The organism is uncultured Roseibium sp., from assembly GCF_947494555.1.
Lineage (GTDB): Bacteria > Pseudomonadota > Alphaproteobacteria > Rhizobiales > Stappiaceae > Roseibium.
The window spans coordinates 181,023-203,020 of record NZ_CANLVF010000003.1 but is presented as its reverse complement, the minus strand read 5'-3'; the positions used below and the strand labels follow the sequence as shown (position 1 = coordinate 203,020).

Annotated in this window: 17 protein-coding genes; 6 read left to right on the top strand and 11 right to left on the bottom strand. The window is 58.9% G+C overall.

Annotated elements, in window-relative coordinates:
* The first annotated feature begins 1 nt into the window (after nt 1).
* Nucleotides 2-3,178 (top strand): efflux RND transporter permease subunit, encoded by a 3,177-nt coding sequence (locus Q0915_RS15715; RefSeq protein ID WP_299475288.1) that lies wholly within the window; start codon nt 2-4, stop codon nt 3,176-3,178.
* A gap of 7 nt (nt 3,179-3,185) precedes the next feature.
* Here the strand turns inward: Q0915_RS15715 and Q0915_RS15710 are convergent, their stop codons facing one another.
* The 3 genes from Q0915_RS15710 to Q0915_RS15700 form a co-directional block, all read right to left on the bottom strand.
* Nucleotides 3,186-4,139, bottom strand: a complete 954-nt coding sequence (locus Q0915_RS15710; RefSeq protein ID WP_299477035.1) for a class I SAM-dependent methyltransferase — start codon at nt 4,137-4,139, stop codon at nt 3,186-3,188.
* A 141-nt stretch (nt 4,140-4,280) separates the two neighbouring features.
* Complete coding sequence (locus tag Q0915_RS15705) at nt 4,281-6,716, bottom strand: methyl-accepting chemotaxis protein (protein ID WP_299475286.1); 2,436 nt, start codon at nt 6,714-6,716, stop codon at nt 4,281-4,283.
* A gap of 183 nt (nt 6,717-6,899) precedes the next feature.
* Entirely contained in the window at nt 6,900-7,658 is a 759-nt protein-coding gene (locus Q0915_RS15700; protein WP_299475284.1) for an SDR family oxidoreductase, read from the bottom strand.
* An 82-nt stretch (nt 7,659-7,740) separates the two neighbouring features.
* Between Q0915_RS15700 and Q0915_RS15695 the strand changes: the two genes are divergently transcribed.
* Together Q0915_RS15695 and bfr are read left to right on the top strand one after the other, a co-directional pair.
* Nucleotides 7,741-8,025, top strand: coding sequence for a (2Fe-2S)-binding protein (locus Q0915_RS15695; RefSeq protein ID WP_366525291.1), 285 nt, complete (start codon nt 7,741-7,743; stop codon nt 8,023-8,025).
* A gap of 15 nt (nt 8,026-8,040) precedes the next feature.
* Entirely contained in the window at nt 8,041-8,526 is a 486-nt protein-coding gene (gene bfr / locus Q0915_RS15690) for a bacterioferritin (RefSeq protein WP_299475278.1), read from the top strand.
* Between the two features lie 4 nt (nt 8,527-8,530).
* Here the strand turns inward: bfr and Q0915_RS15685 are convergent, their stop codons facing one another.
* The 4 genes from Q0915_RS15685 to Q0915_RS15670 all read right to left on the bottom strand — a co-directional run bounded on the left by Q0915_RS15685 (nt 8,531) and on the right by Q0915_RS15670 (nt 12,757).
* Nucleotides 8,531-9,241, bottom strand: coding sequence for an ATP-binding cassette domain-containing protein (locus Q0915_RS15685; protein ID WP_299475275.1), 711 nt, complete (start codon nt 9,239-9,241; stop codon nt 8,531-8,533).
* 6 nt (nt 9,242-9,247) lie between these two features.
* Entirely contained in the window at nt 9,248-10,948 is a 1,701-nt protein-coding gene (locus Q0915_RS15680; RefSeq protein WP_299475272.1) for an ABC transporter permease subunit, read from the bottom strand.
* A gap of 6 nt (nt 10,949-10,954) precedes the next feature.
* Nucleotides 10,955-12,172: an ABC transporter substrate-binding protein gene (locus tag Q0915_RS15675; RefSeq protein WP_299475269.1), complete on the bottom strand. Its 1,218-nt coding sequence runs from the start codon at nt 12,170-12,172 to the stop codon at nt 10,955-10,957.
* Nucleotides 12,173-12,301: 129 nt separating this feature from the next.
* A complete protein-coding gene (locus Q0915_RS15670) occupies nt 12,302-12,757 on the bottom strand; it encodes an Lrp/AsnC ligand binding domain-containing protein (RefSeq protein ID WP_299475266.1) in 456 nt (151 codons plus the stop codon).
* A gap of 140 nt (nt 12,758-12,897) precedes the next feature.
* On the opposite strand from Q0915_RS15670, the gene putA reads away from it, so the two are divergent.
* The 3 genes from putA (at nt 12,898) to Q0915_RS15655 (ending at nt 16,730) form a co-directional block, all read left to right on the top strand.
* Complete coding sequence (gene putA / locus Q0915_RS15665; protein ID WP_299475263.1) at nt 12,898-16,038, top strand: bifunctional proline dehydrogenase/L-glutamate gamma-semialdehyde dehydrogenase PutA; 3,141 nt, start codon at nt 12,898-12,900, stop codon at nt 16,036-16,038.
* 96 nt (nt 16,039-16,134) lie between these two features.
* Entirely contained in the window at nt 16,135-16,299 is a 165-nt protein-coding gene (locus Q0915_RS15660; RefSeq protein WP_299475260.1) for a hypothetical protein, read from the top strand.
* 275 nt (nt 16,300-16,574) lie between these two features.
* Nucleotides 16,575-16,730 carry a hypothetical protein gene (locus Q0915_RS15655; protein ID WP_299475257.1) on the top strand — a complete coding sequence of 52 codons (156 nt, stop codon included), beginning with the start codon at nt 16,575-16,577 and terminating at the stop codon, nt 16,728-16,730.
* 17 nt (nt 16,731-16,747) lie between these two features.
* On the opposite strand, the gene hrpB is transcribed toward Q0915_RS15655, so the two are convergent.
* The 4 genes from hrpB to Q0915_RS15635 all read right to left on the bottom strand — a co-directional run bounded on the left by hrpB (nt 16,748) and on the right by Q0915_RS15635 (nt 21,748).
* The gene (hrpB, locus tag Q0915_RS15650) at nt 16,748-19,231 is read right to left on the bottom strand and encodes an ATP-dependent helicase HrpB (RefSeq protein ID WP_299477032.1); all 2,484 of its coding nucleotides are present in this window, start codon (nt 19,229-19,231) and stop codon (nt 16,748-16,750) included.
* Between the two features lie 11 nt (nt 19,232-19,242).
* Nucleotides 19,243-20,283 carry an ROK family protein gene (locus tag Q0915_RS15645; protein WP_299475254.1) on the bottom strand — a complete coding sequence of 347 codons (1,041 nt, stop codon included), beginning with the start codon at nt 20,281-20,283 and terminating at the stop codon, nt 19,243-19,245.
* 2 nt (nt 20,284-20,285) lie between these two features.
* Nucleotides 20,286-20,711, bottom strand: a complete 426-nt coding sequence (locus Q0915_RS15640; protein ID WP_299475251.1) for a methylglyoxal synthase — start codon at nt 20,709-20,711, stop codon at nt 20,286-20,288.
* Between the two features lie 182 nt (nt 20,712-20,893).
* Entirely contained in the window at nt 20,894-21,748 is an 855-nt protein-coding gene (locus tag Q0915_RS15635; protein ID WP_299475248.1) for a DUF1194 domain-containing protein, read from the bottom strand.
* Between the last annotated feature and the right edge of the window lie 250 nt (nt 21,749-21,998).

Genomic DNA, 21,998 nt, shown 5'->3' with positions numbered 1-21,998 from the left:
AATGGAAACCGTGTTCTTCCGCCAGCCGCGTCTTGTTGCCCTCACGATCCTTGTCATCATCGCGGCCGGCTTGTCGGCTCTCGTCGGCATTGGCCGTCAGGAAGACCCAACAATCACCAACCTCTTCGCCACCGTAACAACAGTATACCCGGGAGCGGACCCGGCCCGGGTCGAAGCTCTGGTAACGGAGAAGATCGAGGAAGAGCTGCGCGAAGTCGAAGAGATCGACGTGATAGAGTCGGCCTCTGCCTCATCCATTTCAATTGTGCAGATCGAGCTTCTCGACACGCTGACGGAAGAAGTGATCGAACAGGCCTGGTCGGAGATCCGCGACAAGATCGGCGATGCGACAAGAGAGTTCCCGCAAGGCGTCCTTGAGCCGGAATTCTCCACCGAAGGCGCGGGGGCCTTTGCCTCGATCAGTGCGCTTGTCCCGCGGCACGACGGCGTTTCGGACGCTGTGCTTCTGCGCTATGCAGAAGCCCTATCGGACACGTTGCGCAATGTTCCCGGCACCAAGTCGGTCGAAATCTTCGGGGAGGTCGAAGAAGAGATACTGGTTCAGGTCGATCCGGCGGTGCTGACGTCGCTGTCCTTGACCGTTGAACAGGTTTCGGCGGCGATCAGATCCGCGGACGCCAAGGTGCGGGCGGGGCGCCTGCGCAGCGCCGACCGTGAATTCCTGATCGAGGTCGAGGGAGAAATAGCCGCACTCGACCGGATCCGGCAGATCCCCGTCACCGTGAGCGACACGGGGATCGTGACGCGGGTCGGAGACGTTGCTGCGGTTTCGAAGGGAAAAAGAGAACCTGCCGAAGAACTGGCTTTTTCATCCGGACGGACCGCCATTCTGGTGGCTGCGAAAATCGCCGACGGTCTGCAGGTCGACACGTGGATGGAACGCGTTCGCAGCCGGATTGCCGGCTTTGAAGCGGATATGCCGTATTCCATCGAGCACCAGCTGGTGTTCGACCAGAGCCTTTACACCATAGATCGTCTCTCCAATGTCGGCCTGAATATCGCGATCGGGATGGGATTGGTCGTGGCGGTGTTGCTTGTGACCATGGGTCTGAGGTCGGCGTTGATCGTGGCGATGGTCCTGCCTGTTGTCACACTCGCCTCGTTCGCGACGATGAGCATGATCGGCTTGCCGCTTCACCAGATGTCGCTGACCGGCCTGATTGTCGCCCTCGGCCTTCTGGTCGATGCGGGCATCGTCATGACAGATGAAATCGGACAGGCGCTTGAACAGGGAAGGGCGCGTCGCGATGCGGTTGCCAAGGCCGTGCGTCGCCTGTTCGCCCCCTTGCTCGCCTCAACGGTCACGACCGCGCTTTCCTTCATGCCGATGGTTTTGCTGCCGGGTCCCGCCGGAGACTTCGTAGGCGCCATCGCTATTGCCGTGATCATCATGCTCCTGTGGTCCTTCGTTGTCGCTGTCACGCTGACAGCTGCGATCGCGGGATGGATATTGCCGGCCAACGCCAAGGGCAAGAAGGCGGGAAAATCCGGGCTTGCGGCACTGGTTTCCGTTCCCTTCCGGTTCTCGCTTAAAATGGCGATGCGCAACCCGGCAAGCTCCGTTGCCTTTGCGCTGGTCCTGCCGGTGATCGGCTTCCTGAGCATGCCGACGCTCACGGCCCAGTTTTTCCCGGGTGTCGACCGGAACCAGTTTCACATCGAGGTCGAGCTTGCGGACGGAACCGCGATTTCCCAAACGGCAACCACGGCGAAGAACATCGATACCGTTCTTGCGAACACGCAGGGTATCGAACAGGTGTCCTGGGTGATCGGCAAGAGCGCACCGGCATTTTACTACAACATCGTCGGCAATCGGGACCGGGCGCCTGCCTTCGCGCAGGCCCTGGTGAAAACGTCATCGGCGGAAGAAACCGCCCGGCTTGTGCCAATATTGCAGGCGAGCCTGTCGTCGGACTTTCCGGAAGCGCGCATTCTGGTGCGCGATCTTGTCCAGGGCCCGCCTGTCGATGCACCGGTCGAATTGCGTCTGGTCGGCCCCTCTCTGGAAGTCCTTCGGGTTGAAGGTGACAAGCTGCGCCAGCTTGCGGCACGCGTCGAAGAGGTGACGATCGTTCGCACGACGCTCGATGGCGGCTCGCCGAAGCTGAAATTGTCCGTCAACGAAGACAAGGCTCGGCTTCTGGGGCTGGGGCTCGGTGATGTTGCTCAGCAGTTGGAAGCGACGCTTGAAGGCGCCACTGGCGGCAGCCTGATTGAGGGTACGGAGGAGCTGCCGGTGCGCGTGCGTGTCGGTGCTGCGGATCGAAGCGATTTGTCTCGCATTGCAAGTCTGCCCCTGTTGCCTGGAAACGGTGTTCCCGGCGCGGCCAGCTATGAAGGCGTCCCCCTGTCCGCGATTGCTGACATTCGCTTGGAACCTGCCGAAGGCCAGATAAACCGCCGAAACGGCGAGCGGACCAACACTGTCCAGGCCTTCGTGCAATACGGCGTCCTGCCGGAAGAGGCGCTCAAGAAACTTCAGTCGGAAGTGGACGCCGCCGGATTTGCCTTGCCGGATGGCTACCGGATCGAAACGGGCGGTGACTCTGATGCCCGCGACGACACTTTGACAAATCTGATCGGTTCCTTGGGACTGATCGTGCCGTTGTCGATTGCAGCGATTGTGCTGACATTCAACTCATTCCGCTTGTCGGCGGTCACACTTGTCGTCGCAGTTCTTTCGGCGGGATTGAGCATCTTCGCGCTGGCTGTCTTCCAGTACCCGTTCGGGATCAATGCGATTATCGGCGTGATCGGCTCGATTGGCGTCTCCATAAACGCTGCGATCATCATCTTGACCGGCATGCAGCAGAACGAAGGCGCGGTTAACGGAGATCAGGCGGCCATGGTCGATGTTGTCATGGGGTCAAGCCGGCACATCGTGTCGACCACACTGACGACATTTGGAGGCTTTCTACCCCTCATCCTGGAAGGGGGTGGCTTTTGGCCTCCCTTCGCTATGTCCATCGCAGGTGGTGTGCTGTTGTCGACTGTGATCTCGTTCTATTTCGCGCCGCCGATGTTCGCACTTGTTTATGCGCGCAGGCACAAGACTGCGGCTTCGACAGAAGCAAAGCCGAAAGACCTTGGCGAAGACCCGGACACCGATACGTCCTGGTCCAACGACAACTATCAGGCAGCGATGGCGGCGGAGTGAGCCTGCGTCAGCGGCTGCTCCATCTGGAAAAAAGTGAAGTCGACAGAACCCGGCTTCCAGCTTCCTCGCGGATCACGAGTTCTCCGGACTCCAGCAGCCCACCCTGTTGGGAGAGCGTTTCGGCCATGAGCTCGTGGATAGAGAGGAAGCTCGATCTGATCGCGTAGGCGGTCAGGATCATGAAGTGTGAATCCTCTGCTAGCAGTTGCTGCAGATCCTCAAGCATGCCTGGCAAGCTGGTATAAAGGTCCCAGACTTCGCCCTTGGGACCACGGCCGTATTTCGGTGGATCGAGAATGATGCCGTCATAGGTGTTTCCGCGCCTGACTTCACGGGCGACAAATTTGGACGCGTCCTCACATATCCAGCGGATCGGCAGGTCATCCAGTCCGGAAAGCGCCTGGTTTTCGCGGGCATATCCGATCGCCTTCTTGGAGGCATCTACATGAGTCACCTGGGCACCCTCCGTTGCAGGCAGCAACGATGCAAGGCCCGTATAGCCAAAGAGATTCAGGATTTTCAGCGGTTTGTCGGGCGAGTGCTCGCGCCCGGCCCGCACTTTTTCATTCACCCAGTCCCAATGGGCCGCCTGTTCCGGAAAAACCCCGACGTGGCGGAACGACATGAAGCGGCCGTTGTAGCTGACCGGCCCATAGGACATTGGCCAGATTTCCGGGACGTTGCCCGCAAATTTCCATCGCCCCGGTCCCTCTTCTTCCGTGTCACCGGAAAAAACGGCATCAGCTCGGTTCCATAGGGTTTCCTTGAGCCTGCGGGCACCCATGGCCTGCGGCTCGGGACGCACGATTGTGAAACGGCCGTAGCGTTCCAGTTTTTCACCGGCCCCCATGTCGAGAAGGCGGTAATCCTTCCAACCCCTTGTTTCCAGCACGACGGGCCAGGACTGGGACGGCGGGCTCCCGTATGGGGCAAAGGAAGAGGCGCTTTTGGGGTCCGCCACGATTGTCTCACGTTGTTTGTTCACTTAGGTGACCACGCCTTAGTCTTCCTGGCGGGCAAGGTCAATCTTCGCTTCATGCGGCACAACGAAAAAGGGCGGAGCGCATGGCACTCCGCCCGTTCAACAATGTAACGACACAGATCAGGCCGCGGCGACTTTCGACAGGAACTGCTCGACTTCCTGTTTCAAATGGTCCGTCTTGTCCGTCAATTCGCCGGATGCCGAAAGAACCATGTCTGCAGACGACGATGTCTGATCGACAGCCTGTGAAAGCTGCGTCATGGAAGAGGAGACGGCACCGGTCCCTTCGGCGGCCCGCTGGACGTTCTGCGAGATTTCCGCTGTCGCGGCACCTTGCTGCTCAACTGCTGATGCGATGGCGGTGGTGTAGCTGTTCACCTCGGTCATCGTCTCTGCAATTTCGCCGATGGCCACGACGGATTCCTTGGTGGCGTTCTGGATCTCGGTGATCTGCGAGCTGATTTCCTCGGTCGCTCTCGATGTCTGTGTCGCAAGTTCCTTGACCTCGGAAGCAACCACTGCAAAGCCCTTGCCGGCTTCGCCTGCACGCGCCGCCTCGATGGTGGCGTTCAGGGCGAGCAGGTTGGTCTGTTCGGCAATCGCCTGGATCAGGGTCACGACCTCGCCGATTTTTGTTGCAGCTTCCGCAAGACCCTCGACTTTCTCGTTGGTCTCGCGCGTGCCGGTGGTTGCACGGTCGACAATTTCGGTCGTCTGCGCGACCTGGCGGGATATCTCGCCAATAGAGGCTGCAAGTTCCTCGGCTGCGCTGGCCACTGTCTGGACGTTGTTCGTGGTATCGTTCGAGGAAGTCTGGGTTTCAGTTGCATAGCCGGCACTGTCACGAGCGATTTCGGTCAGCGCCTGTGCGGTGTTGTCAAGGCTACCCGCCGTTGACGCGACCGATCCGAGAGCTTCTTCCGCGGTTGCCCGGAAGCCGTTGATCAAATCGTCGACACGCTGCTGACGCTCGTGGCGGGCTTCTTCTTCCTGTTCGTTTTGCGTCTGGAGCTCAGCCCGTTCGACGGCATTGTCCCTGAAGACCTGCACCGTACGGCTCATGTTGCCGATTTCATCACCACGTTCGATGCCGGGTATTTCAACTTCGTTGTCGCCATTCGCAAGGCGGTCCATGACATTCGTTATCGTCTGGATCGGACGGGTGATCGCCATGTTGAGAATGAAGGCCAGACCGACGCCCCCCAGAATGGCCAGCATGATCGTCATGATGATCTGCAGTTCAGCAGATCCGGCTGCGGTGTTGGCTGCCTTCGACTGTGCGTTCGAAATGGCCGCAATGTCTTCATTGACCTTTCTGGTCAGGCTATCGAGCTGCTGCCGTTTTGCGAGCAACTCGGCCTTTGCCGTCAGCATTTCCTTGAACGACTTGTCGAGCGTGACGATCGAAAGCGGGATCGCCTCGATCGATTCAGCTGCCGAGGGCAGGACCTTGGCGTATTTTACCAGATCTTCCTCAAGGCCAACAAGCGAAGCAATCTGTGCTTCGACCAATGCCTGATCTTCCGAGCCGAATGCACCGAAAAGGTAGAGCAGTTCAGACCGCGCGGTTTGGGCTGTCTGGTTCAGGGCCTTGGCTTTGTCGGAGATTGTGCGGATCGTCGCAAGACGGGTTGATGCTTCCAAAGACTCCGTTTTGGCCTGGTCAACGACCGGTGCAGCCTGTTTCAGGACTTCAGCCGTCTGTGCGTCGAGCGCCTTGATACCTTCGCCGACCGCCAATCGAGCCTCATAGGCTTCGGAGAAACCCAGATCTTTCGTAAGGTTTTCGAGCGCACCGAGAAGCTTCTTGGTCGCACCGGCGAGCTGAGCCATGACTTTCGGCTGCATGCCGTCAATCTGCTTGTAACGCATCTGCTTGGTGGAGGAGACCATACCACGCGCAATGTGGATTGAATTCTCCAGGGCCTCACCTTGAAGGTTGCCGCTGCCTTCCAGATACATGAGTTGGATCTGGATGACTTTGTCCTTCAGTTCAAAGATGCCGCGCTGGATCGCGGATGCGTCGTCGAGCCGGCTGTCGGCCGAGAAGGCTTCTGCGCTCACACGCTTTTCTTCGGTGATCACCGCATCGTTGATGTTGAAGGCCAGTGTGCCGAGATTTGCGGTATTTTCCTGAAGTGATGCAAGACGCTGTGCCTGCTGCTCGGTTTGCGCCACGACCTCATCGAATGTTGCCGCAAATTCCGAAACGGCCTGTTTGGCTCCGGCGACCTGAGTTTCAGCTTCCGCGTTGCCGGCGACTTCATCATCCAGCTTCTGTAAAGAAGCGTTCAGGGCCTCGATTTCCTGGTCGACGGCTCCACGCAGCTCAGGCGTCGGGTTGTTCAGATAGTCTTCCCGTTTGAGAGACGTTGCCTGAACCTGACCGGCGACCTGCGCGGCATGATCGGCAACGACAAAGCTTGAGGAAAGGTTCTGGATGGCGAAGAAGCCAACGGCGCCGACCACTGCGGTCAGCAGCAGAACCGCCAAAAACCCACCGCCGACCTTGAATCCGAATTTCAGGTCGACCAAAGACTTCAAAATCTGTTTCATACGATCCCCGCATGGCTGTCAGAACAGCGTTTCCCTTGGAAACACTATCTCCGGCAGCCATGAATATTGGGTAAACTATCGTATAAGGTCGGCGGGTTCTTTATTTCACTTCATTGCAAATAGTACGTAGGAAATGTTCCCTGGACGGGAGCAGAGGTTCAGCACTCGAAACATTTGACGAGTTCACACATGTTGGCCACCATTGATGTGAATTTCCGAGCCGGTCACATAGGAACTTCTATCGGAGCACAGATAAAAGATCGTATCGGCGACTTCTTCCGGCAGCCCCAGGCGGCGCAAAGGTATGTCACCAATCATCTTTTCGGTCCCGGGCGAGAGAATGGACGTGTCTATCTCGCCGGGCGCAATGGCATTTACACGAATGCCGTGCGGCCCGAAATCCGCGGCCATTTCACGAGTAAGCGACGCAAGCGCTGCCTTTGAAGTCGCGTAGGCGGTGCCCGCAAAGGGATGGACCCGCATGCCTGCGATCGAGGTGACGTTCACAACCGATCCCGTCGCCGCTTTAAGCTCATCGAACAATCCGCGCCCAAGCAGGATCGGTGCAAAGAAATTGACCTGAAAGACGGTCCGCCATTCATGCATCGCGGTATTGAGCGAATTGAGCCGTTCACCGTCAGCGCCTTTCGGACTGATCCCGGCGTTGTTGACGAGGGCCTGCAACTTGGAACCGTTTGCTTCCAGCCGCTTGCGGATTTCCTGGACCGCGTATCCAAGGTTTTCCGGGTCGGAGAGGTCGACCTGAATATGATCCTCCGGTCCCATCGGCCAAGGGCACTTGTCGGAAAACGCCTGCCGTGAACAGGTGATCACGCGCCAGCCTTCGGCAGAGAACCGCTTGACCGTGGCGTGTCCTATGCCGCGGCTCGCGCCAGTCAACACAAGTGTCGGGCGGGTAGCGGGGGTGTCCTGTCCGCTCATCGGGTGTCCTTGTACCTTTACAGGGGAGTCGGAAAAAGTTGACTCTTTCAGTTGAGTTTCGTTATTGCGCATAAAACCCTAAATGCCAATATGTCCGGAAATCGGACACTGCGCGAACCCTAAGATGATCGTATGCTCCTGTAACGTTCTTTCTGAAAAGCAGCTGCGCGAAGCTGCAAAGGAGATGCGCGCCGATCCCAATGGTAAGGTGCCGACACCTGGAGCCGTTTTTCGACATCTGGGGTGCCGACCACGGTGCGGCGGTTGCTTTCCGTCCGTTATTGACATCATTCACGAAAAGGCGTCTGAAGAGACGAGAGAAACCGAACCGGAAGCCGTACCGCTCAAGCGAGCTGCGAACCGGTAGACTGGAGAGGGTCTTATGAAGGGTGAAGCACAAGTCATAGATTATCTGAACAAGGCTCTCCGGCACGAATTGACGGCAGTCAATCAGTATTGGGTCCATGCGCGCCTGCTCGCCGATTGGGGTTTCGGCAAACTCGCCGACAAGGAACTGGAGGAAGCGGACGAAGAGCGTCAGCATGCCCAGGATCTCATGGACCGGATCATTTTTCTGGAAGGCCTGCCCAACCTTCAGACCCTGGATCCGCTGCGGATCGGGCAGAATGTGAAGGAATGCCTCGAAGGCGATCTGGCTGCCGAGTATGTCGCCCGTGCGCTTTATCACGAGGCGCGCGAAATCTGCCGCGACCTAGGCGACTATGTGTCCATGGAGCTCTTTGAAAAGCTGCTCAGCGACGAGGAAAGCCACATCGACTATTTGGAAACCCAGCTTGATCTCATCGAGCGGATCGGCATCGACAACTATTCGCTATTGCAGGCAAAGTCGGCCGACCAGGCGGAATAAAACTTCACTGGTCCCCGGAAACGACGCGTGGCTGCTTGAAGGTTGAGCAGCCGCCGCCTTGCTCTTTGTTGAGATAGTGGGTCATTCCGCTGGCGGCCGCGCCGTCTTCCGCGTCGTGTGTGACCAGCAGGACCGGCAGATGGTTTTTTCTGGCAAGGCGGAACACCAGGTCGCGCACGTCGGCGCGCCTGTTTTGATCAAGGCTTGAAAACGGCTCGTCCAGCAACAGCGCCTTCGGCTCGGCCAGCAAGGTTCGCATAAGTGCAACGCGTGTCTGTTGCCCGCCGGAGAGAGTGGCCGGGTCGCGGTCGCTGAAACCGGCAAGACCGACATCATCGAGGGCCTGAAGGGCCAGCTGGCGGCGCTCTGATCGGCTTTTAATGGCAGGTGGAATCGCAAACAGCAGGTTCTGGAGAACGGACATGTGCGGAAACAGCAGCGGCGATTGAAACATAAGGCCGATATGGCGTTCCGGGGCCGGAACATGCGTCAGGTCCTCGCCATTCAAAATAACTCTGCCCGTCGCCTCGAATACTGGCCTCAGAAAACCTGCAACGAAGTCGAGCAGGCTGGACTTTCCGCTGCCGCTCTCCCCCATGATCGTGAGGATCTGGCCCGGGGGGATGTGGCAATCGATCTTGAACAGCGGCGCTCCATCAAGTCGGACGCTGACGCCTTCCAGAACCAGACCGGCATGCGCAGGTGTTGCCGACATTCGATCTTACCTTTCCAGCCGCATGGCGGCACGATTGCGGAACGCAAGCGAAGGTACAAGCGCCGCCAGGATAAACCCTGCAAGCGGTATGACCAGTTGCAGCAGGGCATAGAGCGCGGCGACCTGACGATTGCCGCCGCTCGCCAGGGCGACGCTTTCGGTCGTGACGGTAACGATCCGGCCGGCCCCGATCATCAGCGTTGGCAGATATTGGCCGACGGACACAGCAGCCGCGACGGCGAATGTGACAAGGACCGGGCGCAGCAGCAAGGGAAGCTGGATCTGCCAGAAAATACGCATTCGCGATGCACCGACTGATGCGGCGGCCTTGGCGTAGCGCGGATCCAGCCGGTGCCAGGGATCGCTTAAAGCGAGATAGGCATAGGGAAAGACGAAAATCAGGTGTGCAAGCAGTACAGCTTCAAAGGTCCCGCTTAGCCCGCCGAGCAGAAACAGCATTTGAAGACCGAACAGGAAGCTGATCTGTGGCATGAGCAGCGGCAAAAAGACAATCGTGTTGACCCGGCTGCGGGCTGACAGCTTTCGATAGCTTCTCGCTTCCAGCAGCCAAAGGGTGAGGGCTGTCGCGATCCCCGCGGCGAGCACCGCAATTGCCAGGGTGGCAAAGAGTGCGTGGCCCCCCACGCCAAACGCATCCAGCATCCGCTCGAAACTCCAGCGTTGCGGTAGCGCCGCCGGAAACCACCATGACTTTGCAACGGTCCAGATCCCGAGTAGGCCAATGGATGCCGTCATCAGCGCCACGATCAGGACCATGGGCAAAAGCCCGGCGAGACGCGCGAAGCCGTCCCTGCGCCTGCGATGTCCGCTTGCGAACCGGGCAGCCTGCCATGCGGAAACAAGGCGCTCCAGAACAAGATAGACCAGGAGAGCGAGCGCACTGACCAGGAGCTGCAGCAAAGCGCCTGCGGACGCCATGAGGCGCTTGGTCAGGTCCGGATCGTTCATCCAGGCAACAAGCCGTGGCGCAAGCGGAGCAGGGGTGGTTGGACCGAGAATTTGTGCAACGTCAACAACCGACGTCGCGTAGGCAATGACAGCGAGCATTGGCAGCCGGATAAGCGGATAGACCTGAGGCAGAACCAGTTTGAAGAACGTGCTCATCCGTCCATAGCCGAGACTGGCACCGGCTTTGTAGTAGTCCCTGATGTGCGGCCTGTTGAGGGCCGCAAGCGTCATGAGAAACAGGAACGGGACTTCCTTTGCAACAAGACCCAGCGTCATCGTGATCCCCATAGGATCATTCAGAATGAGGACGTCGGGCGGACGTTCGAAGCCGGTTGCCCAGGGCGACACCAGACGAACCAGAAATCCGGATGGCGCAATCAGGAAAGCGAGCCCGATTGCGGCGGCAGCGTGAGGCACGGACAGGAGTGGAGACAGAAAGCGGGTCAGACGCTCGAAGGTTCGTGTGCCGGACCAGCCCGCAGTGAAAATCAGCACAATTGCCAGGGACAGGATCGAGGCAATCAGGCCGGTGCCGAAGCTCAACGCAACGGAAGCCATTAACCCGGGCGTGCGAAGCAGTGCCACAAGTGGTTCAGGTGAGATGGAGTGATATCCGAGGACCGGCAGGTATCCGAAAGCAGGCAGGATCGTGCCCATCAGACCGGCGAGAACCGGTCCGGTGAGCAACGTCACGATAAGGACGGTGGGAATATCGGGTCTGCCGGTCGATTGCGGCAAGAGAACTCACTCGCTTCCTGCACCGTAGCGCGCGATCCAGGCTTCTTCGAGTGCGCTGACCCAACTCGGGTGCGGCTCGGGAAGAACCGGGCCAAGGTCCTCAGGTGACAGTGTTGCAGGACCAAGATCCATCGCGTCGAACAGCGCTTTTTCGTTCGCCGGTAGTGCGGCAACGTTCAGCACGGTCGGGTCTCCCCAGATTTCAGGCTCCTGTTTGCGCGTCTGCGCCATCGGGCTCAACAGGAAGTTCGCATAGACCTTCGCACCTGCCTGACTGGAACTGTTGAACGGAATGGCGACAAAGTGGGTGTTGCCGATTGTGCCTCCATCGAAAACGAACGTGCGTACCGTTTCGGGAAGTTCGCCATTTGCGATCGCGCCGGACGCATCGCCGGGATTGAAGGAAAAGGCAATATCAAGCTCGCTGTCAGCCAGCAGCTGGCGCATGTCTGCAGCGTTTTTCGGAAAGGCCTGACCCTGCCGCCAGAGGTTCGGGTGCAGGTCGTCCAGAAAGGCGAACAGGGGCGCTACCGTTTCATCGAACGTTGCTTCGTCCACTGGTCGAGACAGAACATCTTTGTTTGCAACGGTGTCTGCGAGCACCTGTTTCAGGAAGGTCGTGCCGAAGAAGTTGGGGGGCTGGGGATAGGAAAACCGGCCAGGATTGCGTTTGGCGTAATCAAGAAGTCCTGCAAGAGTGGACGGAGGTTCGCTGATCCGTGTGCTGTCGAACATGAAGACCAGCTTCGCCATGCCCCAGGGACTTTCCTGCCCATCCGTCGGCACGGTGAAATCAATTTTCACGGTCGGTTTGTTTTCGATATCAACATACGCCCAATTCGGAAGCGTTTCGGCCCATCCGGCGGAGGCCAGAAGACCGTTTTCCTTCATCGATGCGAAGTTTTCGCCATTGATCCAGATGAGATCGACAGCGCCGCCCGTTTCCTTGCCGACCGACTTTTCCGCCAGAACCTGCGAGACCACATTTGCCGTATCGCTGATTTTGACATGGACAACCCGAACACCGTAAGCGCGCTCGACCTCACGGGCCGCCCATTGAATATAGGCGTTGATGCGCGGCTCACCGCCCCAGGCGTGAAAGTAGACCGTCTGCCCCTTCGCGTCGCCGAGGACGTCCTCCCATGCCTGCGACTGGGCGCTCGCATCGATAGGTATCAAAAGCGTTGTGAACACAGCGAAAACGGCGGTGAGCAGTCGGTTCATCTAAGTCCCCTGATTTCGGCGAATAACTTGATGGTCGTTCCCTCGCGTACCGGGCATGACACGGTCAAGACAAGGCTTTGTGAATGAAACTCGCACAAGGCAACTTCTGTTCGCCGTAAGGTGCATGCATTAGACCGGCAGAACGTGCGTGTCCTTGATCTCTTCCATGACTGCATAAGTATGCGTTTCGCGCACCCCGGGAAGGGTCAGGACCACATCAGACAGGAAGGACCTGTAGGATTCCATGTCCCGGACACGGCTTTTCATAAGATAATCGAATCCCCCGGCGACCATGTGGCATTCGAGAATATCGGCGGAGCGTTCCACGGCGCGTTTGAAGGCGTCAAAAATTTCCGGCGACGTTCTCTCCAGACGTATTTCCACGAAGACCAGAAGGCCGCGTTCGACTTTCTTCGGATCAAGTGTCGCGGAAAAGCCCTCAATGTAGCCATCCCTGATCAGGCGTTTCATGCGTTCGGCGGTTGCTGTCGGCGAGAGACTGACTTTCTCGGCAAGATCCGTGTTCGTGATCCTGCCGTCTTCCTGGAGCGCGCGGAGAATTCTTCGGTCGATTGCGTTCAGCATTGTGCTTTTCACCATGGAAAGAAAATTTACGAAGAAATAAACTATAAAGTTCCGAAAAAACAGGGAAAAAAATACCTCTGGATCGACTATTTTAGAGAAATGTATTGATTGGGCCTTGAGGGCCGTATTGGGAGGTGTCTATGACCGCAACCGCCGCCGCAATGACAACGGTGAACAACACCGGTCTGGAACCGTTCCGGGCTGCTTACGCGCCCGACGAGCGTCAACTGGTCGAGGCGCTTCTGAAAGAAGCGACAGGCGATCCCGTTGTCGAGAAACTGATTGATCAGCGTGCGCGCGGTTACATTGAAGACATGCGGGCAGTGCAGGTCGGTCTTGGCGGGGTGGAAGACTTCATGCGCGAATTCGGCCTGACCACGCGCGAAGGTCTTGCAATGATGGTTCTTGCCGAAGCCTTGCTGCGCGTGCCCGATGCCGGCACGGCGGACAAGCTGATCGAGGATAAGCTGGCAGCTGCACGTTTTGACGACCCCTCCGGGCACAAATCCGACACCTGGCTGGTCTCTGCTTCGTCCTGGGCGCTTGGCGTGACATCCCGCTTGCTGCATCCGGGCGACACGCCGCAGAGCATTCTGTCCAGCCTGGTCAAGCGCATGGGCATGCCGACAGTGCGCGTTGCAACACGCAAGGCGATGACGCTTCTCGGACACCAGTTCGTGCTCGGCGAAACCATTCAAAAAGCGCTTGAGCGCGCGAAAGTGCAACAGGCGAAGGGATACCGGTATTCCTATGACATGTTGGGAGAGGGGGCCCGAACCGCCAGAGACGCTGAGCGCTATTTCCAGTCCTATGCAAACGCGATCGCAGCGATTGGAGAGTCGGCGGGTGACACACCACTGCCGGACAGGCCCGGCATCTCGGTCAAGCTGTCCGCCCTTCACCCTCGCTATGAAGCCGTCAATGGTGACCGTGTCCGTGACGAGTTGTTGCCGAAACTGCGCGAACTGGTGCAGATGGCGAAGGACCGGAACCTCAATTTCACCGTCGATGCGGAAGAGGCCGACCGGCTGGAGATCTCGCTCGATGTGATCGCAGCGCTCCTGTCAGATCCCGTCACCGAGGGCTGGGATGGCTTCGGGCTGGCCGTTCAGGCCTACCAGAAACGTGGTGTGGAGGTCATAGACTGGCTGGTCGATGCCGCCAGAAAACGCAACCGCAAACTCATGGTGCGTCTGGTCAAGGGGGCGTACTGGGATACGGAAATCAAGCACGCCCAGGAAGAAGGAGCCGACGGCTATCCGGTTTTCTCCCGCAAAGCGGCGACGGATCTCTCCTACCTGTGTTGCGCAAAGCGGATGCTGGCAGCCCGGGACGTACTCTATCCGCAATTTGCCACGCACAACGCCCTGTCCGTTGCCCAGATCATCGAGTTGGCCGGGGGCTCATCGGAAGGCTACGAGTTCCAGCGCCTTCACGGCATGGGAGAGAGCCTCTACAAGTCCATTTGCGAGCGCGACGGGTTTCCGTGCCGCATCTACGCGCCGGTCGGTGGCTACAAGGATCTTCTGGCTTACCTGGTCCGGCGTCTTCTTGAAAACGGCGCCAACTCGTCTTTCGTCACCATCGTGGGCGATGCCAACGTCTCTGTCGAAAGCATGCTGAAACGCCCGTCTGAAATCCTCGACAACGGCCATCATGCGGTCAACCGGTCCATCCCGTTGCCGGTCGACCTTTACGGCGATAGCCGCCGCAATGCCAAGGGTATTGAGTTCGGCTTTGCTCTGGAACGAAATCACTTGCAGGAAGGCATGGCCACGACTCGGCCGCCTTTCACCGATGCCGGGCCGCTCGGGTCGGGTCTTGCCACTGGTAGTGAACCGCATCCGGTCTTCGCGCCAATGGATGGCAACACCCGGGTCGGAACGGTGCGCTTTGCCGATGTGGAAACGGCACGCAAGGCGATCGAGGTCGCACGTCAGGGCTTTGAATCCTGGTCGCGAAAGCCAGTCAACGAACGCGCCGCCGCTCTGGAACGACTGGGAGATCTTCTGGAGAAAAACCGCGACCGCCTGATGATGATCCTTTCCATGGAGGCCGGCAAATGCCTGCCGGACGGGATCGCGGAAATCCGGGAAGCGGTCGACTTCTGCCGCTATTACGCCAATGAGGCCCGCACGCTTTTCGGCGAGGGCAGGCTGATGCCGGGCCCGACGGGTGAAGAAAACCGCTACAGGTATCGCGGGCGCGGTGTCTTTGTCTGCATCTCGCCGTGGAACTTTCCGCTGGCGATCTTCCTCGGCCAGATCAGCGCTGCCCTTCTTGGCGGGAATGCGGTCGTTGCAAAACCTGCCGAACAGACCCCGTTGATCGCCTTTGAAACAGCAAAGCTCATGTATGAGGCCGGTATTCCGGAAGATGCCTTCCTTCTTGTCCCGGGCGAGGGTGATATCGGCGCTGCCCTGACATCTCATCCGGATGTTGCCGGCGTGGCCTTTACCGGGTCGACCGAAACCGCCTGGGCAATCAACGGAACGCTTGCGGCCAAACGCGGACCGATTGTGCCCCTGATTGCCGAGACCGGCGGCATCAACGCCATGCTGGTTGATGCGACAGCTCTGCCCGAACAGGTCTGCGACGATGTGATGATGTCGGCCTTCCGCTCCGCTGGACAGCGCTGTTCAGCGCTGCGTCTGCTTTATGTGCAGGAGGATGTCGCCGACACGTTGCTTGAAATGCTTCAAGGCGCTGCACAGGAACTGAGCCTCGGCGACCCGCGCTTGCCCTCGACCGACATCGGTCCGGTGATCGACGACGAGGCGCGTGACAACATCATGGCCTACGTCCACGACATGGCGGAAAGCCAGACCCTGCGGTTCGCGGGAAAAACACCGACCGGCTCTCATTCAAGCGGGTCCTGGGTCGCGCCGCATATCATCGAGTTGGACAAGGCCGAGGCTCTGGAACGCGAAGTCTTCGGTCCCGTCCTGCATGTCGTGCGCTACAAGGCCAAGGACATCGACATGGTGCTCGATCAGATCGCCTCAACAGGCTACGGATTGACGCTCGGTGTTCACAGCCGCATCGACGCGACGGTGACCAAGGTTGTTGACCGGCTCTCCGTCGGCAACGTCTATGTCAACCGCAACACCATCGGTGCGGTCGTCGGCACGCAGCCCTTTGGCGGTTCCGGTCTCTCCGGTACCGGCCCCAAGGCGGGCGGTCCGATCTACCTGACCCGCTTTGCCCTTGAACAGGTCGTCTCGATCAACACCGCAGCTGCCGGCGGCAACGCCAGCCTCGTCGCCGCCTCGGACGACTAAAGAAACTGAGCCGCATCAAAAGTACGACAATCGCCCACAAGCCCCTCCATCGTCATCCCGGCCAAGCAACGCGTGAGCCGGGATCGGGGAGTTCGTTTGGTCAATCTCTCAGAAGAGCCTCCGAGGCTCTCCGGTCCCGGATCTCCGCTCCGCTTCGTCCGGGACGACGACAAAGGGGTGTTTGCTCTGGAAAAGGTAGTTCTGTTCAACATTGTCGCCTTTGGTGACAGTGCCACCGGCTTCGCCGCCTCGGACACCTAAAAAAGGACTGAGCCGCATCAAAAGTACGACAATCGCCCACAAACTCTCCATCGTCATCCCGGCCAAGCAACGCGCGAGCCGGGATAGGGGAGCCCGCGCGCTCAAGATCATGGAAGAGACTCCGAGGCTCTCCGCTCCGCTTCGTCCGGGATGACGACGGAGGGGTTTTTGCTTTGGAAGAGGTAGTTCTGTCCAACAATGTCGTCTTCGGTGACAGTGCCACCCGCTTCGCCTCCTCGGACACCTAAAGAGGACTTAGCGGCATCGGAAAAAAGATGATCGCTCCCAAACTCTCCATCGTCATCCCGGCCAAGCAGTGCGCGCGCCGGGATCGGGGAGCTCGTGTGCTCCTGATCATGGAAGAGACACCGAGGTTCACCGATCCCGGATCTCCGCTTCGCGGTGTCCGGGATGACGAGGGAGAGCTTTAGCGCGATCTCTGAAACTCTCAGTCTTGAGGTTTTCCGCCCCTTGGTTTCGCACGCCGGGTTGCTTCCGCTTCTGTCGGATCGTCCGGCCAGGGATGTTTGGGATAGCGGCCTTTCATGTCCGCCTTCACGTCCGCCCAGGAGCCCGCCCAGAAGCCGGGCAGGTCCCTGGTGATCTGGATAGGGCGCTGCGCGGGCGATAGCAGTTCCAGGATAAGCGGCAGTTTTCCCTCGCAAACGCTCGGATGATCGCTCAGGCCGAACAGTTCCTGCACGCGGACAGACAATGTCGGTCCTGCGGCCGCGCCATAGTCGATCGGTATCCTGCTGCCTGTCGGGGCAGTGAAATGGGACGGGGCAAGTGTGTCGAGCCTTGCAGAAGCATCGTAGGGCAGAAGGCCGGCCAGCGCATTGCCAAGCAGCGCGGCATCGACAGCGGTAACGCTGGTCAGGCCGGAAAGATAGGGCTGCAGCCAGGTTTCGAGCGTGTCGTTAAGAGTGTCGTCTGTCAGATCGGCAAGGTCTTCTGCGCCGTTTTCCCGGACATAGGCCACACGCCTGCGTAATCGCAGCTGATCCTTGCTCCACGGCAAACGCGAGATGCCACGCCGTCTGATTTCACTGACCAGCGCCTTTTCTACCGCCGCAGGATTGGCAGATTTGATCGCAACAGATTGAAGCTCGACGGCCTTGTAGCGGGTGACGCGGCGGGCCTTCAGAACACCGTCGCCGGTGAGCTGCACCTCGTCCTCTTCAAGGATGGCGTCAGCGAAAAGCTCTTCGATGTCATCGCGCGAAATCGGCGCGCACAGCTGGATACGGCCGCTGGCAGCCTTGCCCTGGATATCGGCAACGGTCAGGAAGGCTTCACCAGAAAGCGCGTGCTCACGGTCAAGTTCAGCGCCGCGCCCGTTGGCAAGGCGGAACCGTCCCGTTTGACCGCGCGCCTGGGCAACACGGTCCGGATAGGCAAGTGCAAGCAACAGGCCGGCGCTTTCGGTGTCGATTCTTGTTTCGCCGCCACCTGCCTGGCGGAGCCACTTCTGGGCCAGCGCACGGCCATCCCGGGCTCGCTGGCTCTTGTCGTTCTGAAGATTTCGAAGCCTTGCGCGCAGATCCGGATCGCGGCCGCCCAGGCCGGGTTCCGACAGAAGAAGCGCGATCTGGGCAGCGGTGGAGCCAAGATTCCGGTCGGACCCTTCAATCATCATATGCGCCAGCCGCGGGTGAAGCGGAAGCTTCGACAGCTTTTTGCCCTGTGAGGTCAGGTGGCCGTTCGCATCAAGCGCATGCAGATCTTCAAGGAGCGAGGTGGCCTCTTTCCAGGCAGCCGCCGGTGGCGGGTTCGCAAACGCCAGGCTGTGCGGATCGGAAGTGCCCCAGGACGCGAGGTCCAGAACCAGTCCGGTAAGGTCTGCTTCCAGGATTTCAGGTGTTTCGCTTGCCGGCAGTGCCACGGTCTGTGCTTCATCCCACAGCCGGTAGCAGACCCCCGGCTCCGTCCTGCCTGCACGCCCGCGCCGCTGGTCCGCCGAAGCGCGGGACACGCGAACGGTTTCAAGGCGTGTCAGCCCTGTCTGCGGTTCGAACCTGGGAACACGTGCAAGACCGCTGTCGATCACCACACGAACGCCTTCGATCGTCAGCGATGTCTGTGCAATCGCGCTCGCCAGGACGATTTTTCGGGTCCCGGGCTCAGCTGGCCGGATGGCAGCGTCTTGAGCCCTGGCGTCAAGACCACCATAGAGCGGCGCGATAACGCAGCTCGCAGGCACTTTGCCGGAGAGGAGGTCCGCCGTGCGTCTGATTTCACCCTGACCGGGAAGAAAGACCAGCAGCGAGCCGCTCTCTTCTGTCAGAGCTTGTCGAATTGCGCGGAAAATCTGCGGTTCAATACGCTCCTTCGGGTCCCGGCCCAGATACTTTGTTTCCACTTCGAAGCTGCGCCCTTTGCTTTCCAGGACCGGCGCATCCCCGAGCAGTTTTGAAATTCCCGCGGCATCCAGCGTTGCAGACATCGGGACAAGGCGCAGGTCTTCGCGCAGCGCTGATTGCACATCAAGGGCAAGGGCAAGACCGAGATCGCCTTCCAGGCTCCTTTCGTGAAATTCGTCGAAGAGTATTGCGGCAATGCCTGAAAGTTCAGGGTCATCAAGTATAAGCCGCGTGAAAACGCCTTCCGTGATCACTTCGATCCGGGTCTTCGCACTGACCTTGCTCTCCATGCGTACCCGGTATCCGACAGTTTCGCCGGGCCGTTCACCGAGTTCGCTTGCCATGCGCCTTGCCGCGGCACGTGCTGCAAGGCGGCGCGGCTCCAGCACCAGTATCTTGCCGTCCTTGCGCCAGTTTGCATCAAGAAGCGCTAGCGGGACGCGCGTCGTCTTTCCGGCTCCCGGAGCAGCAACCAAAACCGCATTCGAATGCGCGTCAAGCGTCGTCAAAAGCTCCGGCAGGACGGCATCGATCGGGAGAGGAGATCCGAAGGTGCGTGGCGCAGACATGGCCGGCAGCGTCACCTTTTTGCGGTCGGGAGATCCGCCATCCATTGGCGCCCCTGAAGGTCAACCGCAAATGCTTGCGGATCTCTTGCATAAGAGGCAAGTCCCTCGAGCGCGGGGTCGGGATGGCGGACGATAAAGGTCGGTATCTTTGCCATCAGGGTTTCATGTGGCGCCTTGGCTTCAAAGGCCGACCTGAACCCGCCATCCTGCAGAAAGCGCGTGATCCTGGGTGTGATGCCGCCGGTCAGGTAGACGCCGCCCCGCGCAAGGACTGTTAGCGCGCAATCCCCCGCGACGCGGCCGAGGCTGCGGGCAAACACTTCCAGTGTCTTGACCGCGACGGGATCATTGTCGTCGGCGGCCTGCGTAATGCTGGCAGGTGTTTCGAAGGACCGTTCGGCTTTCATCCAGGTGCCCACCGCTCTGGCAAGCCTCGGCATTCCCGTTCCGCTGAGCAGCTGCTCTGCTCCGATACGGCCTCCGAACCGCTCGATATGGGGCCAGATATCGACATCTTCAGGTGTTACCGGACCAAGTTCAACATGACCGCCTTCTCCCGGTACCGGTATCCAGGTGCCGGCTGCAAAGATCATTGCCGCAGCACCGAGCCCGGTGCCCGGTCCCAAAACGAATTTCGCGCTGTTTGCACGAACGGCTCCGCTGCCGACCTGCTCAATGTCCGATCCGTCATATCCGGGCAGAGCCAACGCCTGGGCTTCGAAATCGTTCAGGACGATGACCTGCTCCAGCCCGAGATCGGCGATCATTTTCAACGGCTCGATAACCCAGGCCGCATTCGTCAGGGGGATGGCATCGCCCGTCACCGGTCCGGCGACGGCAATGATGGCGGTCCGAGGTCTTGTCTCCGTTTCCGGAAGAACAACCTCACGAATGGCAGACGAAATGTCGGCATGACCCGCAGTTGCGGTCTTGCCGCACATGCGCGTTGCGGCATTGCTGTCGTCGACCAGCGCAAAGCGGGCATTGGTCCCGCCAATATCGGCCACCAGAACAGGATAGGCAAAGGTCGTGGAGCGTTCGGAGAAACTCATGATCAGGCCGATCCAACCTCCGGCGTATCCGAGGTTGTTTGAAGACCCTGCAATCGGGCGGATCTGAGAAGAATGTCTGCCGTGGATTCGTTGAGAGCCATTGGAATGTCGTAAACGAGAGCCAGGCGCATCAGGGCCTTGACGTCGACATCATGCGGCAGTGGTGACAGCGGATCGACAAAGAAGAAGAGACCCTGCAGACGGCCCTCGGCAATCATGGCGCCCAGTTGTTGATCGCCGCCAAGCGGTCCGCTTTTCAGCCGGGCGAGAGACAGCTCCGGACAGGCATCCAGAACACGGCCGCCGGTCGTGCCGGTTCCAACCAGATCAAACGAAGCCAGTTTTTCCCGATGACGCGTTGCAAACTCCACCATCGCATCTTTCTTGGCGTCGTGCGCAACGAGTGCGAGGGTTGGATTGGCTGGCATTGTGGATCCTCTTTGAGACGGGCAGCGGGAAGGTTATTAGCCCCAAAGAGTGGCAGGCGCAAAGGGTGATGCGCCGGATCTTGCCGGAAACCGGAAATTCCGCGCATTTTTTAAGCTTCACAAAAAAATGCCGCGCTCCCGTCCGAAGCGCGGCAGGTTATAAGGAGAAAGACATTCCTTGATCAGTCGAAAAGGTTACACCTCACCGGTTCGCGTGCTGAAACGCGCTGAAAGTAAGGATCAGGTTCATTGAGGTGAAGACCGGCTATTTCCAGAACCAGTTTCATCCGGATCGCGTCGGCGAACCCTTCTTTCGACCGAACGGGAATTGCAAAGGAACCTGGGCCGCCGATCACGCAATCTTCGTAATAGTGGTCAAGATTGAGCATGGCCTGCCATGTGTTCTTGTTCGATTTCATCATCAACGGAAGTCCGTTGATGGTGACGCCGGCGGCAATCATCCGGTCGCGCATTTCCGTTACGGAGCCACCCTGATTGTTCGGTCCGTCACCCGATATGTCGATGACCCGGCGCAAGCCCATATACTGGTTGGTCTCGACCAGTTCGACAGACTTCTGCAGAGCGGACGCAATCGATGTCCGCTGCACCTGCCGTAGCGGAGCTTCGGCGATTTTCGATGCGAAATGGGAAGCTGAGGTCGAATCCTGGACAATTGTCCAGTCGGCAACGATGAAATGCTCGTCAACACCGCCCCACTCCATGTAGGTCACCGCAACACGGCCGATCGGGCCGACCTGGATCGCATCAAGGAATTCGCGCGACGTCAGGGCTGCCACATACCCTGCGCGCTGGATTTCCTGTTCTTCGGTGTCCATGGATTGGGAGATGTCGACAGCCAGGACGAGTTCGACGTCCACTTCATTGGCCGGATCGTAGGTAAAGTTCGCGGCCACGGGCAAAGCCGGCCGGTAATCGCGTGCCTCGGCGGCCGCGGTGGTGAGCAGTATGGCTGCTCCTAGAATGGACAGTCGTTTTGTTACTGTCTGTGCACAGACTTTTGTTATGTCGAGACGCATGGTTTTCTCCTTATTTCGGCCTTTCGACCGTGGTGCCACGTCTCCCCATTTTTATTTTGTTTTGCTATTGCTCGTCTTTTTGATCCCTGTGATTTCTACGAAGGCATTAGAAAGGCCCTGGGTTAGCTTGAGAATTTACTTAGCAAGCTACGTGCCAAACGTAGCTGAAATGAATTTATCTGGCAAAATCAAATGCGCACGGAGTGCGTATATTCCACAGATAGGAAATAAATGCCGGATTACTAGGCAA